Genomic DNA, 17,910 nt, shown 5'->3' with positions numbered 1-17,910 from the left:
AAAACGGAGTGAAAAATGGCAAAGAAAGAAGTCAAGGGATTGGTCAAGCTGGTCGTCCCTGCAAAACAGGCGAATCCTGCGCCACCGGTTGGGCCAATCTTGGGTGCCAATGGTGTGAACATCGCAGAATTCTGTAAACAGTTTAATGACAGAACATCTGATAAAGAACCTGGAATGCCAATTCCATGTATTATCACTGTTTATACAGATCGCAGTTTCGAATTTATCATGAAATTGCCACCTGTGTCATACTATATTAAGAAGGCGTTAAAACTGAAAATCGGTTCACATAAACCGGGTCGTGACTTTGTTGGCACAATTTCTAAGGCGCAGTTAAAAGAAATCGCCGAAGCGAAAATGCCGGACTTGAATTGCTCTACCATTGAATCCGCTATGAACATTGTTGCGGGTCAGTGCCGTTCTATGGGCGTAAAGGTGGAGGAATAATATCATGAAACTGACAAAGAAACAGCAGACTTGGAAAAACTTGGACACAGACAAAGTGTATGCTTTGGCTGATGCGATTGAAGTTTTGCGTGAATATGCATCCAAGAAATTTGATGAAACATTGGAAATCGCTATCCGTTTGGGTATCGATGTGACCAAGGCAGACCAGAACATTCGTGGTATGTTGTCCTTGCCAAACGGCACAGGCAAATCTGTACGCGTTGCAGTATTTACTGAAAATGCGGCGGACGAAGCGAAACAGGCTGGCGCAGACGTTGTTGGTGGCGCAGAATTGATTGATTCTGTTGCGGCGGGCAATATCAACTTTGACCGTGTAATTGCGACACCTGACATGATGCCAAAAATGTCAAAAATCGCACGCGTTTTGGGGCCTAAGGGCTTGATGCCGAACCCAAAACTGGGTACTGTTACAAACAACGTAGCAGATGCGGTTAAAACAGCCAAAGCGGGTCAGATTGAATACCGCGCTGAAAAGAAGGGTATCATCCACGCGGGTATTGGTAAGATGTCATTTACAACCGACAAATTGGTTGAAAATGCGGTTGCCTTGATTGACCAATTGAAAAAGGTTAAACCGGCATCGTCCAAGGGTCAGTATATCCTGGGCGTATCCGTTGCAACAACCCAGGGCCCAGGTCTGAAAGTTGATGCGAAATAATTAGTTGCGACTGTGGGGAAACCCGCGGTCGCACAAACAGATTTCTGTCCAAGACTGATGGTGTGGCAACACTTAATTTCCATCATAGACAAAGAACCATTCTTTGGGGCAGGAACAAAGCCCCATCCCGGGTAAAACCGGATGGAAAGTTAACAAAAACAGAAGCTTGAAGGAAAAATAGATGAGACGCGAAGAAAAATCAGATTTGATTTCAGCGTTGCAGTCGTCCCTGAAAGACGCAAACGGTGTTTTCGTTATTGAAAACCATGGTTTGACAGTAAAAGAATTCGAAGCCTTGCGTAATGAACTGCGCCCATTGGTTTCTGTATTCAAAGTTGTCAAAAACCGTTTGATGAAATTGGCGTTAAAAGACACCGATTTTGAACCTGTATCCGACATGTTAAAACGTCCAACTGCGGTTGCTGTTGCGACTGACGGTTTGGCGGTTACCAAAGTATTGGCAAAATTTGCGGATGAACACCCAAATTTGACAATTATTGGTGGTAAAATGGATGCAGACGTTCTGGACGTTGACGGCGTTATGCAATTATCCAAGCTTCCTTCCCTGTTGGAAATTCGTTCTACGATTGCGCGTATTTTGGTCGAACCTGCATCGCGCTTGGCACGTGTTTCAGCAGAGTATGGAAAAAAAGAACAATAAATCAGAATATTTTATTCTGACCTAAAACAAAACTTAGGAGTAAAAAAATGGCAGACATTCAGAAATTAGTTGAAGAATTGTCAAAATTGAGCGTTTTGGAAGCTGTTGAATTGTCCAAAGCGTTGGAAGAAACATGGGGCGTTAGCGCGGCTGCTGCTGTTGCAGTTGCAGCGGGTCCTGTTGCGGCGGCTGCCGAAGAAAAGTCAGAATTTGACGTTGTCTTGGCAGAAGTTGGCGCAAACAAATTGGCAGTTATCAAAGCTGTAAAAGAAGCTACAGGCTTAGGCTTGGGCGAAGCCAAGGCTTTGGTTGAATCTGCACCAAAGGCCATTAAAGAAGGCTTGGCCAAAGACGAAGCTGAAAAATTGAAAGCATCTTTGGAAGCCGCTGGCGCAAAAGTTGAAATGAAATAATTCATTTTAACCCAGAACCAGTTGGTTCAAAAAACAAGTCATATGAAAATATGACAAAACGCCGCCCGTGTGGGATGAAAATCCCATACGGGCACAAAGGCGTAAAAGACAAAAGTCAAAAAACATACGCGAAAAAAGCGGGGCAAAAAGGAGATTGTTAAATAAATTGTGACAGATAATTAAGGAAGAAACAAAAATTTTTATGCAGGATGTATGACATACATTCAAATAAAAATTTGCAGTTAATTATCTGGAATCTTTAAAAAAATTATTCACAATTTGTTTAAGAATTTTCTTTTTGCCCTGCTTGATATCGTTTCGTTTGCAAAACGCACAGAAAAAAAGGATTAAAACCGATGGCAGTTATCCAGAAACTAAGAAAATCTTTTGGTAAAAGTTTTTTGCAAACTCCGCTTCCTGATTTAGTAGAAATTCAATATAATTCATACAAGGACTTCTTGCAGAAAGATGTCGATGCCTCTGCGCGTAAAAACATGGGGCTGCAAAATGTATTCTCGTCTATGTTCCCAATCAAAGACTATGCCGGCATTGCCGACCTGGAATTTGTGGAATATACATTGGACGAACCCGTATACAATGTAAAAGAATGCATGTTGCGCAATATGACATATTCCAGCAAGTTAAGATTGAAGCTGAGATTGATTTTATGGGACGTCGCAGAAGATGGTAAAAAGACCCTGCGCGATATCAAAGAACAAGAAATATTTATGGGCGAAGTGCCGTTAATGACAGAACGCGGCAGCTTTATCGCATCCGGTGTTGAACGTGTTATCGTATCCCAGATGCATCGTGCCCAGGGCGTTGTGTTTGCAACAACCAAAGAAGCCAAGGTTGCTGGTAACCCAATCACATATACTGCACGTATTATCCCAGAACACGGTTCATGGATTGATTTCGAAGAATCCAAGGGCATTATCTATGTCCGTATCGACCGTCGTCGCAAAGTTCCAGCGACTGTTCTGTTGCGTTGCCTGCCATCCGCCGAAGACGAAAAGAAGTGGGCGGCCGATCCACGCAAATCCACAATTCGTGGCATGTCTGACACAGAAATCCTGGGGGTATTCTACAGCCGCATTGGTTTGAAATTTGATGGTAAAATGTGGACTGGCGCGACTGCTGATTTCGCAGGCCTGGACAAATATCGCCTGAACTATGACCTGATTAATCCAGCGGATAAAAAGGTTATCGCATCCAAGGGCGATCGTCTGAATGCCAAACGCATGAAGAAATTGATGGAATCCAAAGAATTCGGTATCTTGCCTGAATCATTGGTTGGCGAATACTTGTTTGATCCAATTATGTCGGGTGACGAAGTTGTATTCCCTGCCGGCACAGAAATCACCGAAGAAGTTCTGAACGATTTGGATAAAATGAATATCAAAGAAATCAGTCTGATTTCCATTGATAACGCCACAATCAGCGCACATATGCGCAATACACTGGTGGCGGATAAAACCACAAATCGCGAAGAAGCGTTAATTGAAATCTATAACATCATCCGTCCGGGTGAACGTCCAACACTGGAAGCGGCGATAAATCTGTTCCTGCGCCAGGGCTTTGAACCTGCGTACTATGATTTGTCGGCGGTTGGTCGTTTCAAGATGAACAAACGTTTGAAAATTGATTCTGGCAAAAAACCAGAAGATGAACGTCTGTTGACCAAGGGCGACTTCCTGGCGGTATTGAAAACGTTAACAAATATTATTGATCGCAAAGACACAGTTGATGACATTGACAACCTGTCAAATCGTCGTGTTCGCACGGTTGGTGAATTGCTGGAACAGAATTTCCGCACCGGCATGGTTCGCATCGAACGCCTGGTCCGCGAAGCACTGTCATCACCAAACATTGCCAACATGCAACCCCAGGATGTTATCAATGTAAAACCATTGATGTCTTTGGTATCTGAATTCTTGGGCACATCCCAGTTGTCCCAGTTTATGGACGCGTACAATCCGCTGTCTGAACTGGAACACAAGCGTCGTATTTCGGCCCTGGGGCCAGGGGGACTGAACCGTGACCGCGCCGGCATCGACGTCCGTGACGTTCACCCAACACACTATGGTCGTCTGTGTCCAATTCACACACCCGAAGGTGCAAATATTGGTCTGATTAACCATTTGTCATCATATGCGCGTGTAAATCCATATGGGTTTATTGAAACACCATACTATGTTGTCGAAAATGCTAAAATCACAGATAAAATGGTCTATCTGACCGCAGACGAAGAATTGGGTCATAAAATCGCCCAGGGTAATACCCCAACAACCAAAGACGGTATTCTGGCCGAAGATACAGTTACCGCACGTGTTGACGGCGAATTTACCATGGTTCCCAAAGATGAAATTGACTTGATGGACGTTGAACCACGCCAGGTGGTATCCATCGCAACTGGTTTGATTCCGTTCGTTGAAAACGACGACGCGAACCGTGCTTTGATGGGTTCTAACATGCAGCGTCAGGGTGTTCCACTATTGCGCGTCCAGGCGCCATTGGTTGGTACTGGTATCGAACGCGAAGTGGCACGTGATTCCCGCACGGGTAAGGTTGCGAAACACAGCGGCGTCGTTGAATCTGTTGATGCGAACCGTATCGTGGTTAAATGTATGAACAGCCGCAACGTTGTGACCGGTGTTGATATCTATAACCTGGAAAAATTCGAACGTTCCAACAGTGAAACATTGATTCACCAGAAACCATTGGTCAAGGTTGGCGACCGTATTTCTGCGGGCGACATCATTGCTGACGGTTCATCTATGAACTATGGTGAATTGGCGTTGGGTCGTAACGTATTGGTTGCGTTCATGCCATGGCGTGGATACAACTACGAAGACTCTATCGTTATTTCTGAAAAGATTTCACGCGACGACGTATTTACATCTGTAAAAATCGTTGAAAAGGAATTCAAGGTTCGCGACACCCAGTTGGGCCCAGAATCGTTGACCCGCGATATTCCAAACGTCGGCGAAGAAGCATTAAAGAACCTGGACGAATCCGGTATTATCTATGTCGGTGCACGTGTAAAGCAGGGCGACATTTTGGTTGGTCGTGTGACACCAAAATCTGAAACCTTGTTAACACCAGAAGAAGCGCTGCTGCGCAACATCTTTGGTGAAAAGGCACTGAACGTCAAGGATACATCACTGCGCGTCGGTCCAAACGAAGAAGGTACAGTTATCGGTGTTAACGTCTTGACCCGTCACGGTGTTAAAAAAGACGAACGCACCCAGATGATTGAATTACAGAAAATCGAAAAGATTAACAAAGACCGCGAAGAAGAAGTCGCAATTATCGAAAAAGGATTTGCCGACCAGGTGTTCCAGATTGCTGAAAACATGGTTATCGAATCCGGCAGCGGCAGTTTGAAACCATTCATTGGCAAAAAATTGACCGGCGAAGTATTCGAGGGCATCCGCGCGGTTGATATCAAGAAACTGGTTGTTAAAAACAAAGAAGCCCAGGCCAAGATTGATGAATTGCGTGAACAGCATGTCATCAAACTGAAAAAACTGAACGACAAAGCGGACGCCGAAGTTGCCAAAGCAACCGAAAGCAATTCTTTGAACGCCGGTGTATTAAAAGAAGTAAAAGTGTACATTGCGCATAAAATGAAATTGCAGCCGGGTGACAAAATGGCGGGTCGTCACGGGAACAAGGGTATTGTTTCCAAGGTTGTCCCAGTCGAAGATATGCCACACTTGGCCGACGGTACACCGGTTGACATCGTTTTGAATCCATTGGGCGTACCATCGCGTATGAACATTGGCCAGATTTTGGAAACTCACCTTGGTATGGCGGCACGCACATTGGGTGCTCAGATTGGTGCAGTCCTGGACGAAGTCAAGGCAAAACGCGCTGTCACCGATGATTTGCGTAATATCATGGGCAAAGTCTATGGCAAAGAAACCGCCGAAAAACTGGAAAAGATGACGGATACAGACGTTCGTGCCCAGGCGGCCCTGTTGCGTGACGGTGTTCCAATGGCGACACCAACATTTGACGGTGCCACACCCGAAGATATTCGTTCGATGTTACAGTTGGCGGGTCTGCCTGAAACGGGTCAGTTTGACTTGTACGACGGTATGACGGGTGAAAAGTTTGCACGTCCTGTGACCGTTGGTGTTATGTACATGCTGAAACTGCATCACTTTGTTGATGAAAAGATTCACGCACGTTCGATTGGTAATTATTCGTTGGTAACACAACAGCCGTTGTCTGGTAAAGCCCACATGGGTGGCCAGCGTTTGGGTGAAATGGAAGTGTGGGCACTGGAAGCCCACGGTGCCGCCCACCTGTTGCGCGAAATGTTGACGGTAAAATCCGACGATATCACCGGCCGTAACAAGATGTATGAATCCATCATTTCCGGCAGCGATGACATCCAAACCGGCACACCAGAGGCCTTTAACGTATTCGTTCGCGAATTGCGTGGATTGGGTCTGGCGATGACACCAAAGAAAGTAGATTAGTTGTTAGCCCTGGTGTGGGGCTCGCCCCACACCCTAACTACTAGCCACTAACAACTAAGAACTATTTTATAAGGAGCAAAATATAATGAGCAATATGTTGCAAAAGATATTTGGACAAATTGAAACCAAGGAACAGTTTGATGCCCTGCGCATTACAATTGCATCCCCCGAAGAAATTCTGTCCTGGTCCCATGGCGAGGTTAAAAAACCAGAAACCATTAACTATCATTCCATGAAACCAGAAGCCGAGGGCTTGTTCTGCCAGCAGATTTTCGGTCCGGTCAAAGATTATGAATGTGCCTGTGGCAAGTACAAGCGCATCAAATACCGTGGTGTTGTCTGTGAACGTTGCGGCGTCGAAGTTGGTTCGGCATCTGTTCGTCGCGAACGCATGGGTCACATTAAATTGGCAATGCCTGTTGCACACACATGGTTTCTGCGCGAAGGTAAAATTGCGACATTGTTGAACAACCTGCCACAGAAAAAATTAGAACAGGTTATTTCATACGATGCCTATATTGTTATTGAACCGGGCTTAACAAACCTGAAACAGTACGACGTCATCAGCGAAGATGAATACCAATCCGCCGTCGAAGAATTCGGCGCAGACGCATTCCGCGTTGGTATTGGTGCCGAAGGCGTACGTGAAATCATCGCGGGTCTGGATATGGGCGACGAACGCACACGTCTGCGCGCAGAATTGGCCGATACAAAATCCGAAGCCAAGCGCAAAGCCCTGATTAAGCAATTAAAACTGGTCGAAGCATTCCTGGATTCTAAAACAGAACCTGCATGGATGATGCCTGATATTATCCCAGTTATCCCACCAGATATGCGTCCATTGGTCACATTGGATGCGGGGCATGTTGCGGCATCTGACCTGAACGATTTGTATCGTCGTGTTATTATCCGTAATAACCGTCTGAAACGTTTCATGGAAATGCACGCACCAGACATAATTATCCGCAATGAAAAACGCATGTTACAAGAAGCGGTCGATTCCCTGTTCGACAACGGGCACAAGGCACGTCCAATGGTGTCCCAGAACCGTCGTCCATTGAAATCATTGTCTGATTCCCTGCGCGGTAAATCGGGTCGTTTCCGTATGAACATGTTGGGTAAACGTGTAGACTATTCCGGTCGTTCGGTTATCGTATCTGGTCCAACCCTGAAATTACACCAGGTTGGCTTGCCAAAAACGATGGCATTGGAATTGTTCAAACCATTTGTTTATGCGCGTCTTTTAGCGGGTGATTATGCAAACACATTGAAAACAGCACGCAAAATGGTTGAAAACGGCGAAGATGTCGTATGGGAAATCCTGGAAAAGGTTATCCACGAACATCCTGTTCTGTTGAACCGTGCGCCAACCTTGCACCGTTTGTCACTGTTGGCATTTGAACCAGTATTGATAGAAGGCAAGGCAATCCGTCTGCACCCATTGGTATGTAAAGGCTTTAACGCTGACTTTGACGGTGACCAGATGTCTGTTCACGTTCCAATTTCATTAGAAGCACAATTGGAAGCGCGCACATTAATGCTGTCATCAAACAACGTATTGTCACCTGCGAACGGCGAACCAATGATTGTTCCATCCCAAGACATGGTGTTGGGTGTATACTACATCTCGCTGATTAACGGCGAACACACCGACAAATCGCCACGTTTTGCGAACATGGACGAAGTGCAATTGGCCCTGGATAACAAGGCAATTACACTGCACACACCAATTGTTGCGCGTATCAACGGTAAAACCTATAAAACAACCGCAGGTCGTATGATTTTGGGTGAATTGTTGCCAAAATCTGACAATATGCCATTTGACCTGGTTAACAAGGTTATGCCGGTAAAAGAAATCAAGGCTTTGTTGGCGACAACATATGAACGTTGTGGCGACAAAGAAACGATTCTGTTGGCGGACGCGTTAAAGAACACAGGCTTTGAACAGGCGGCACGCAGTGGTATTTCCATTGGATATGACGACATTGTTATTCCAGATGAAAAGAAAGATATCATCGCGCAATCTGAACGTGCAGCCGAAGAAATCGAAGACCAGTACCAGAACGGTTTGCTGTCGGGTGGTGAACGTCACAATAAACTGATTGACTTGTGGCAGAAAACGACCGACAAACTGGGTGACATGGCGTATGCTGCGCTGGGTAAATCGACCGGTGACAATTGGAATTCTGTGTACATGATGGCGTTATCTGGCGCCCGTGGTTCTAAACGTCAGATTCAGCAGTTGGCGGGTATGCGTGGTATGATGCAGAAACCAGACGGATCTATTATCGAAGTTCCAATTATCTCGAACTTTAAAGAAGGTCTGACCATGTCTGAATACTTTACATCCACCCACGGTGCGCGTAAAGGTATGTCGGATACGGCTTTGAAAACGGCTGACGCAGGTTACTTGACTCGTCGTTTGGTTGAATTGGCGCAAAACACAGTTATCACAGAACACGACTGTGGCACAACGGAATCGATTGAAGCCAAACCGGTTTACACTGGTTCAACATTGTCTGTTCCATTGGGTGACGTTGTTTTGGGACGCACCGCGGCCGAAGACATCAAAGATCCATCGAACAACAACGAAATCATCGTGCCTCAGGGCGAATTGATTACCAAGGCGGCGGCGAAAAAGATTAACGAATCCGGTTTGCCATCTGTACGCGTTCGCAGCGTTCTGACATGTTGCAGCGACGGTTTGTGCGCAAAATGTTATGGTATGGACCTGTCACGCAATGCATTGGTACACGTCGGCGAAGCGGTCGGTGTTATCGCAGGCCAGTCCATTGGTGAACCTGGTACTCAGTTAACGTTGCGTACCTTCCATATTGGTGGTATTGCGGCCGGTGGTGCAGACAGCCACTTTATCGAAGTTCCTGTGGCGGGTCGCATCAAACTGATTGATGTAAACACAATTAAAAACAGCGCGGGTCGTATTGTCGTACTGTCGCGCAACGGCAAAATTGCGGTTGTCGACGACGGTGGCCACGAATTGTTCAGCCAGGCCTTGCCATACGCATCCATGTTGATTGTGAACGACGGTGACGCCGTTGCCAAGGGGGCCAAGGTTGCTGAATGGGATCCATATTCCAACACAATCATCGCCGAAACAGACGGTGTTGTGAACTTCTGTGACTTGGTCGAAAACGTATCGTTCCAAGAAGAAGTTGATTCCATGACGGGTATCGTCTCGCGCAAGGTTATTAACTGGAAAACAAACACGAAAAAGGCACTGAAACCTGCAATCACATTGGTTGATGCCAAGGGCGAAGTTATCTCTCTGGGTGGTAAAAAGATTGCAGAATACCTGTTGCCAGTATATTCGACCCTGAACGTTGCCAACGGCGACGCGATCAAGGCGGGCGACATCATCGCACGTATCCCTGTCCAGGCAAAACGTACAGGCGACATTACGGGCGGTCTGCCACGTGTTAATGAATTGTTGGAAGTTCGTCGTCCAACCAATCCAGCCTTGCTGGCGGAAATCGATGGTACGATTGAACTGGAAGATGCGAAATCCAAGATTATCATCCGCATCGAACCAACCGATGGCACAGCACCTGTTGAATACGCAGTGCCTAAGGGTACAAACCTGTTGGTCCGCACAGGCGACACAGTCAAAAAGGCTGACAAATTGGTTGACGGTGACCCAGTGCCCCAGGATATTTTGCGTATCTTGGGCCAGAAGGCCTTGGCAACATTTATGGTTGACCAAATTCAGCAGGTTTATCGTCTGCAGGGCGTGTCAATCAATGACAAGCACATTGAAATCTTGATACGTGAAATGACACGTCGTGTTGAAATCACGAATCCTGGTGACACAGGCTTCTTGATGGGCCAGGTTGTTGACCGCGTTGATTTCGAAGAAGAAAATGCCCGTGTTGCGCGCGATAATGGTCGCCTGGCCGAAGCATCCCAGGTCTTGGTCGGTCTGACCCGTGCATCATTGACATCACGTTCATTTATCTCGAACGCGTCGTTCCAACAGACAACCAAGGTTCTGGTGGATGCAGCGATTTCAGGTTCAACCGACAAATTGGTTGGTATCAACGAAAACTTGATTGTTGGTCGTCTGATTCCAATTGGAACGGGTGCTTATGTCCGTCGCGTACGCGAAATCGCCAAGGAAGAACAGCGCGCTGAAAAACTGGCACGCGAAGGTAACGCCCAGCAACAATTGTTGGATATTTAGTAGCAAGTGGTTAGTGCCGGTGATTCAATTCACTAGCCACTAACCACTTACACTAACCACTAATACAAAGTTTTCCTTGCAAATCGTAACGATTTGAATAAAATAGGACAGTTATAAATAAAAAGGATAAAAAAATGGCAACGCCAAAAAGTAAAACAAGTAAAGCACGCAGTGCACAACGTCGTTCACATGACGCATTGTCTGTAATGCCATGCGGTGTATGCAAAACATGTGGCGAAAAGAAACGTCCACATCACGTTTGTCCTGCATGTGGTGCAAAATAATTTAACCAACAAATGGAAAATGGCAGAAAGGGCAGGGCGCATTGTTGTGCCTTTTCTGCTTTTTTTATAGACTATGTCAGAAGAAAAAAAAGTAATATCAATTGATGCAATGGGTGGCGACAAAGGTCCGAATGCGGTCTTGGGTGGCATGAACCAGTATTTGTATCAAAACGGGGAAAATCACATCTTTTTTCGTGTGTTTGGCGATGAAAAGAAACTGCGCAAACTGTTGGGTAAATACCCACGTGTTGCCCGTAATTGCGAAGTGATACACGCCCCAAACGTAATTAAACCCACGGACAAGGTTATGGATGTCCTGCGTCACGCCCAGGACACGTCAATGTACATGGCAATCAAAGACGTCCGCGAAGGCAAGTCGGCCGCAGTTATCAGTGCGGGCAATACCGGAATTTTAATGTCTTTGTCCAAATTAGCGTTAAAGACAATTGATGGCATTTCGCGCCCTGCGATTACAACAATGTTGCCATCGGGCGCCGGGGACAGTCGCGTTGTTGTACTGGACCTGGGGGCAAACGTTCATTGTGATGAAACAATTCTGTTTGACTTTGCTATTCTGGGCAGTGTCTATGCCGAAGTTGTGGGTCACATGCCACGGCCAAAACTGGGGGTTTTAAACATTGGGTCCGAAGAAACCAAGGGTAATGAAACCCTGATTCATCTGAACAAAATCTTGACCGAGCATAAGGATAAACTGCCATATGACTACATCGGCTTTGTCGAAGGAAACGATATCAGCGCCGGTCGTGTCCAGGTTGTTGTAACCGACGGCTTTACCGGAAATATCGTTCTAAAAACAGTCGAAGGAACGGCCAAGTTGGTCAAGCGTGTTATTGTTGAAAATTTCAAGAAATCCGTACTGGCGATAATTGGTGCGTTTTTCCTGATTCACGTGTTCAAGCGTCTTAAACATAAAATCGATCCGCGTTCATATGCGGGGGCGACGTTCCTGGGGCTGCGCGGGTTTGCGGTAAAAACCCATGGCAACAGTGACGCATTGGCGTTTGCGAATTCGATTCAGTATGCCGCCAATTTGACCCAGGCTAACCTGAACGGATTAATCGAAGAACGTGCCCGTGCATTATCGAACGTTCGTGCCGAAATCAAATCCGAAGAATAAAAATCCCCCAAACGGGGGTTTTTATGTATTATTCTGTCCAATAACATTTGGATGTGTATGTACCGTTGCCAGTATCGTCTGAAAACGCCGTGCCCGCGGGTATATAACATGCGGTTTTTCCGCTGTTTGTATATCCGTCTGTGGTGCCTCCGTCGGGACAAGCCGTACACGAACTGCCATTTTTATAATAACCCGTGCCACAGTGTGTAAATGTTGAACATGTGCCCGACGAATATACGCATTCGCCTACTGGGTAATAGATAATTCCGGTATCGATATTATCTGCGCACCAATCATATGTCGCCGTATTGGTTGCCTGACAGTATTTATTTGCCCCCAATGATTTCCATTCGTATTGTGTATTGCACGAGGATTCTGGAACCGATGATACGCCTTGAAAAGCAATCCAATATCCATCAGAATTTGAACCGTTATCGCAGCAATAATACAGATTGTTGTCGCCACTTATTTTGACCGTTTGGCCATGCGACACATCTATGAATTCTGACTCTTGATGATCAGAGACATAAGAACCACAGCGGTATCCTGTGCCACCATATGAAAAATATTTATAATCAGAGTCCGTAGATATTTTGTAATAACTGCTCAGGTTATACGTTGCGGCGTTTGCCATTGTGGACGACAATATTGTCGCCATACATAAAATTAAACGCTTCATTTTCAATTCCCTTTTGTTTTTTTGGATACAAAAAACCGCCGTGGAATTGGCGGTCGGGGATTGAAAAATCATATTGTAGAATGACCTTGTGGTTTTTGGGGCAAGCCCCTGTTGTATCGCCACAAACCCCCGACCGGGTTGAATCAGTCGGGTTATACACAAAACACACGGCACCAAACAGTGCCGACATTTTGTTTCATCAGTCGGATTACGATGCATTCGCACCGCTACAATAGGGATTTTTCAGGTCCCGAATGCCACATCCCTGTGGATTCAAATAAATTATACGATATCAACAACAAAAATTCAATTACTTCGCTAAATAAAAGTTTAGCGGGGTAAAAAAAATTAAGAACAGAGGTAAGTTCTCCTCCTGTGGAGGAGTACGGCGCAGCCGGGAGGTGGTCTTTTATGTTTTCGCATTATTCAAAGACCACCCTGGCACTGCGTGCCACCCCTCCACAGGAGGGGAACTTTCCCCTGCCAATAAAAATAAATACTTTGATAAATAAAAGTTTATCTAAGTATTTTATTTATTCATTATTTGCTTTTTAAAAAAAATCCCCCAAACGGGGGATTTTTTTACACTAGACAAGAAAGGAAACTGTATCTTTTTTATTCACCAATTTTTAAGTTGAGACGTGCATTGCGCAAATTTTTCAGGGCCTGTTCCTGGGCGGCGCGAAATGCGTCCGGTGCCCATATCTGAAAACTGTTCCCGCGACCAACAAACACGGCTGTGCCGGTGATGCCGGCATGCTTTAACATATCGGCGGGTATTACAATGCGTCCCGTCACATCAAACGCCAATTCACGCGCGTCCGCAAACAGCATTGCCGTCAAATCGTCCAGTTCGCTGTCGAATACGCCCATTTTATCAGTTGCGGCGGCCATTTGTTCCATGCGGGACATTGGCATACCTTCGATACAATTGTGTGTGAACGAACGAAATAACACAACGCCGGCGAATTTCTCATGTGAAATCGAAGCCCGGAAAGAGGCCGGTACAGAAACGCGTCCCTTGGTATCCAAACGATTTTCATAAGATGAGAGAAACAATGACATTTTATGAACTTCTTAATTTTGGGGCTTTTCCCCGGTTTCCCTTTCCTGCTTCGTATCGAATGTAGCACGGCAATTTATGGTTGTCAATGACAATTTATGGTTATTTTATGGTATTTTATGGTTTTGTTGCATAAAAATAAAAAAATTAAAATAAAATGAAAATAAATGTATTTTGTGCTTGACCTGCGATTCGTTTTTGTTCTAAGATGTTTGTATAGACAAGGGGAACAGAAATAAAAGTCCCAGAAATCTGCAGGATTGGCGGTTTTTTGGGAAAAACGAAACAATAAACAAAAAATTATTTCTGTGATTTGTAAATACCGACGTATTTACATCGAAACAGAAAGAAATTTGCAACATACGCCCAGGAAGGAGGGGATACGCGCATGCCAAAGAATATCAAAGAAATTATGATTGCATTGAATCAGGTTTTAACAACAACAGTTTGGGTTAACGAAGACAGACAAATTATATCCCTGGCCGATGAATTAAAAATTGGTCACAACAACGCACCACGTTCAATCGAAGATTTGCCACGTGCGTCATTGGTTGGTGCATATGTTTCATTACAGATTCGTACAGATAATTTTGATACTGCGGCCGAAAGCCTGGAAACAAAAGCATTGGCATTGCGTGTCAAAGAAATGGTCTTTGCCGAAGCGAAAAAGGCAATGGATTCAGTTGACGCTACATTATCATCCGGTGTTGCAATGGCGGCATAATCGCCATATGGCTGCGCATCAGGTTACACAGTTTCTGGTAATCCAGAAGGAAGGGAGCCACCGCGGGCAAGCAATTGCCCGCGGTGTATTTTTTTGCTTTAATCTGTCCACGGACATGGTTCGCTGTATTCGTATGTGCCGGTCGCATCCGTGTATGTCCCGGCGGGCTTGAACAGCCAACATTCCTGGTCGTCGCTTTCAATTTCATCGCACGACTTAATTGTTCCGGTGGAATAGCCGCTGGCGCAACTGGATTTAGCGGCCGTTACGGTGTTATATGAAACTGCATAAAATCCATTCGGACATTGTGCGTGTGTTTCGTGTCCATCGGCGGGTACGGGCAGGTATTCATGGTTCTCATAAATATTGTATGTTTGCGAACAATAATATGCACATTGGTCTTCGCATTCGGACTGACTGTCAAAGCGTCCCAGGGTGTATTGCCAGTCGCCTTGGTCGTCATAATATCCGTCGGGGCTGAACCATTCGGATACAAACGGTGTTGTTGCGATGCATTGACACAATGTATTTGTTGTTGTTGCATATTTTGTAGTTGTGTTGCTGCACAGTGCGACACCTTCGACAAATGCGTCGCCCATAACCAGCCCCCAATAACTATTGTTGCCATCCAGATAAGAATCGTCCAAAGTCCATTCTGGTGTTTTATAGCATTTTGTCATCGCGTTTGCGGGACTGTGTGCCAGCAGTATCGTGCCTGCCCCAACACAAATAATAAGTATTCTGTTCATAATATTTCCCCTCCCTTGGGTAAATTGTTAAAATTGGTAATTTGTTGGACTTGTACCTCGGCAGTCGCCTGCGCAATTTGTGACGCATGACGACGCACCGCCACTCCCAGCAACGGAAACCAAGTGCCATTTCGATGTCACAGGGCGCAATAATTTACAATAGCATGCGGCCAGATGGTCCTGTGTTAATCTTATATCCAACCTGTCCACGTTTGTGCCTTGGTTTTCATCTGTGCATACGGCGATACCGCTATATTCGTCGCCACGCGACCATTCTATACTGTAACTGGCTGGTGCATTTGATGATGATGAGCTGGGTACGGTCATACACCCGACGGTGGCAAGGGCGACGTTGGACATGGCGCACGTTGCCACGCAACATGCGGCCAGGGTTATGTTTTTGATTGTGTTTTTCATTTTTCGTATCCTTCCTGTTGTTGTTAAACAAAAACCACCAAATCTTGGTGGTCGGGAAGTTCGAAAAATCATATAGGCTAATGACCTCGTGGTTTTTGGTCCAAGACCTTTTGTATAACCACGACAACCCGACCTGTTCAGCGTCGGGGGCAATGGCATTTGCCATTGTTTTCTTGCGATGCAAACACTTGCATCTAACCTATAAGGGATTTTCGAAGTCCCGAACCCAATATCCCATGGATTCAAAAGCAATTATACAGTCCGTATGGCGAAAAATCAAAGGCAATTTTTATTGTGTCATTTTTTTTCCCTTTACTTTTTATAAAAGGCATATATAATCATTGGGCAATCAACAAAATACGGGATGCACAGATTATGAAATTGTTTATTAAACGTTTGAATTGATACGGTGCGACCAACAGAAACAAAACTGCGGGCGCACTTTTATGCACCCGTTTTTTTATACCAGGCATAATACAAAGGAAACAAAAATGTCAGAAAATACAACAAACACACCAATTTCAACCAATGAATTGACGGCGCGCCTGCAAAAGGCTGAAAATATCCGTGCGCGTGACGGTGTCGTTTGGAAAGATAAATTTGATCGTACGCATACAATTGCCGATGCGCGTGAATTGGTGGATGGTACGCCTGTGCGCCTGGCGGGTCGTGTGACGGCACTGCGTTGGTTGGGCAAATTGATGTTCGGTCGTATCTATGACATTAACGGCGAAATTCAGTTTTCTATGTCCCGCGAAGAATTGGGCGAAGAAAACTATAAATTTATGAAGGCGAACGTTGACCTGGGTGACTTTATTGGCATTACGGGTGAATTGTATCACACAACGGCGGGCGAATTGACGGTTCGCGTGTCAGCATATGAAATCCTGTCCAAGGCCCTGCGTCCATTGCCTGAAAAATATCACGGTTTGACCGACATGGAAACACGCTATCGCCAGCGTTATCTGGATATCATTTCCAACCCCGAATCCCGCGAAGCACTGCTGGGTCGATTCAAGATGATGCAGTACTGGCGCGATTTTATGAACGCACGCGGATTCCTGGAAATCGAAACCCCGATTATGCAAAACATTGCATCTGGTGCTGCGGCGCGCCCATTTACCACACACCACAACGCATTGGATGCGGATTTTCAGTTGCGCATTTCCCCTGAATTATTCTTGAAACAGGCAATTGGTGCCGGTTTTGACCGCGTCTACGAAGTTGCCAAGGATTTCCGCAACGAAGGTATGGATGCCATGCACCTGCAAGAATTTTCCATGGTTGAATGGTATGCAGCGTATTGGGACTATAACGACAACATCAAATTTACATGGGATTTAATCCAGGAATTATTGATGAAGTGCCGTGGCACATTACAGATTGAATACCAGGGCACAAAACTGGACTTTTCATCCTATGAAATGATTGACTATACGGCCAAGATGAATGAATTCTTTGGTTGTAACATTTTGGATTTTGATGATGTTGATGCCCTGCGTCAAAAATTGGTTGATGCCGGCATGTTCCCGATGTCGGAATTGGAAGATTTAAAGTCAATCCCAACCCTGGTTGACTATGTGTACAAGCGTAAAATCCGTGGCGACATTGTAAATCCGACATTCTTGTATAATTATCCTGCATACATGGTTCCACTGGCACGTCGTAATGACGACGACGACCGTCGCATTGATATGTACCAATTGTTGGTCTGTGGCGCTGAAATATGCAAGGGGTATTCGGAATTAGTTAACCCAATTCAACAGTTGGCCGCATTCGAAGAACAGGCGCGCAATATCGCCGACGGCGACGAAGAAGCCTTTAACCCCGACAATGACTTTGTCCGCGCAATGGAACATGGTTTCCCACCGATTTCCGGTGTTGGCGTTGGCGTAGATCGTTTGGCCAGTATTATTTTTGACCAGCCAACCCTGCGCGACGTAATCTTGTTCCCAATAATGAAGTAAA

Annotated in this window: 14 protein-coding genes; 10 read left to right on the top strand and 4 right to left on the bottom strand. The window is 45.5% G+C overall.

Annotated elements, in window-relative coordinates; translation table 11 throughout:
* The first annotated feature begins 15 nt into the window (after nt 1-15).
* The 8 genes from rplK to plsX all read left to right on the top strand — a co-directional run bounded on the left by rplK (nt 16) and on the right by plsX (nt 12,310).
* The gene (gene rplK, locus E7008_02155; protein MBE6456724.1) at nt 16-447 is read left to right on the top strand and encodes a 50S ribosomal protein L11; all 432 of its coding nucleotides are present in this window, start codon (nt 16-18) and stop codon (nt 445-447) included.
* A gap of 4 nt (nt 448-451) precedes the next feature.
* Nucleotides 452-1,126 (top strand): 50S ribosomal protein L1, encoded by a 675-nt coding sequence (gene rplA, locus E7008_02150; GenBank protein ID MBE6456723.1) that lies wholly within the window; start codon nt 452-454, stop codon nt 1,124-1,126.
* Between the two features lie 181 nt (nt 1,127-1,307).
* Nucleotides 1,308-1,787, top strand: coding sequence for a 50S ribosomal protein L10 (locus E7008_02145; GenBank protein ID MBE6456722.1), 480 nt, complete (start codon nt 1,308-1,310; stop codon nt 1,785-1,787).
* A gap of 47 nt (nt 1,788-1,834) precedes the next feature.
* Nucleotides 1,835-2,200: a 50S ribosomal protein L7/L12 gene (locus E7008_02140; protein ID MBE6456721.1), complete on the top strand. Its 366-nt coding sequence runs from the start codon at nt 1,835-1,837 to the stop codon at nt 2,198-2,200.
* Nucleotides 2,201-2,556: 356 nt separating this feature from the next.
* Nucleotides 2,557-6,690 carry a DNA-directed RNA polymerase subunit beta gene (gene rpoB, locus E7008_02135; protein ID MBE6456720.1) on the top strand — a complete coding sequence of 1,378 codons (4,134 nt, stop codon included), beginning with the start codon at nt 2,557-2,559 and terminating at the stop codon, nt 6,688-6,690.
* An 85-nt stretch (nt 6,691-6,775) separates the two neighbouring features.
* A complete protein-coding gene (gene rpoC, locus E7008_02130) occupies nt 6,776-10,888 on the top strand; it encodes a DNA-directed RNA polymerase subunit beta' (GenBank protein ID MBE6456719.1) in 4,113 nt (1,370 codons plus the stop codon).
* A 134-nt stretch (nt 10,889-11,022) separates the two neighbouring features.
* Nucleotides 11,023-11,172 (top strand): 50S ribosomal protein L32, encoded by a 150-nt coding sequence (rpmF, locus tag E7008_02125; protein ID MBE6456718.1) that lies wholly within the window; start codon nt 11,023-11,025, stop codon nt 11,170-11,172.
* 73 nt (nt 11,173-11,245) lie between these two features.
* Nucleotides 11,246-12,310, top strand: a complete 1,065-nt coding sequence (plsX, locus tag E7008_02120; GenBank protein MBE6456717.1) for a phosphate acyltransferase PlsX — start codon at nt 11,246-11,248, stop codon at nt 12,308-12,310.
* Between the two features lie 28 nt (nt 12,311-12,338).
* On the opposite strand, the gene E7008_02115 is transcribed toward plsX, so the two are convergent.
* Nucleotides 12,339-12,989: a hypothetical protein gene (locus E7008_02115; GenBank protein ID MBE6456716.1), complete on the bottom strand. Its 651-nt coding sequence runs from the start codon at nt 12,987-12,989 to the stop codon at nt 12,339-12,341.
* Between the two features lie 615 nt (nt 12,990-13,604).
* Nucleotides 13,605-14,054, bottom strand: a complete 450-nt coding sequence (locus E7008_02110) for a division/cell wall cluster transcriptional repressor MraZ (GenBank protein ID MBE6456715.1) — start codon at nt 14,052-14,054, stop codon at nt 13,605-13,607.
* A 386-nt stretch (nt 14,055-14,440) separates the two neighbouring features.
* Between E7008_02110 and E7008_02105 the strand changes: the two genes are divergently transcribed.
* On the top strand, nt 14,441-14,776 hold the full coding sequence (locus tag E7008_02105) for a hypothetical protein (GenBank protein ID MBE6456714.1): 336 nt from the start codon (nt 14,441-14,443) through the stop codon (nt 14,774-14,776).
* Between the two features lie 98 nt (nt 14,777-14,874).
* On the opposite strand, the gene E7008_02100 is transcribed toward E7008_02105, so the two are convergent.
* Together E7008_02100 and E7008_02095 are read right to left on the bottom strand one after the other, a co-directional pair.
* Nucleotides 14,875-15,525 (bottom strand): hypothetical protein, encoded by a 651-nt coding sequence (locus E7008_02100; GenBank protein ID MBE6456713.1) that lies wholly within the window; start codon nt 15,523-15,525, stop codon nt 14,875-14,877.
* Nucleotides 15,526-15,552: 27 nt separating this feature from the next.
* Nucleotides 15,553-15,942: a hypothetical protein gene (locus tag E7008_02095; protein ID MBE6456712.1), complete on the bottom strand. Its 390-nt coding sequence runs from the start codon at nt 15,940-15,942 to the stop codon at nt 15,553-15,555.
* 491 nt (nt 15,943-16,433) lie between these two features.
* On the opposite strand from E7008_02095, the gene lysS reads away from it, so the two are divergent.
* Entirely contained in the window at nt 16,434-17,909 is a 1,476-nt protein-coding gene (gene lysS / locus E7008_02090; protein ID MBE6456711.1) for a lysine--tRNA ligase, read from the top strand.
* The last annotated feature ends 1 nt before the right edge of the window (nt 17,910 follow it).

This window comes from Alphaproteobacteria bacterium, from assembly GCA_015062495.1.
GTDB lineage: Bacteria > Pseudomonadota > Alphaproteobacteria > Rs-D84 > Rs-D84 > Enterousia.
The sequence above is the reverse complement of the archived record's forward strand: the minus strand, read 5'-3'. Positions and strand labels throughout refer to the sequence as shown.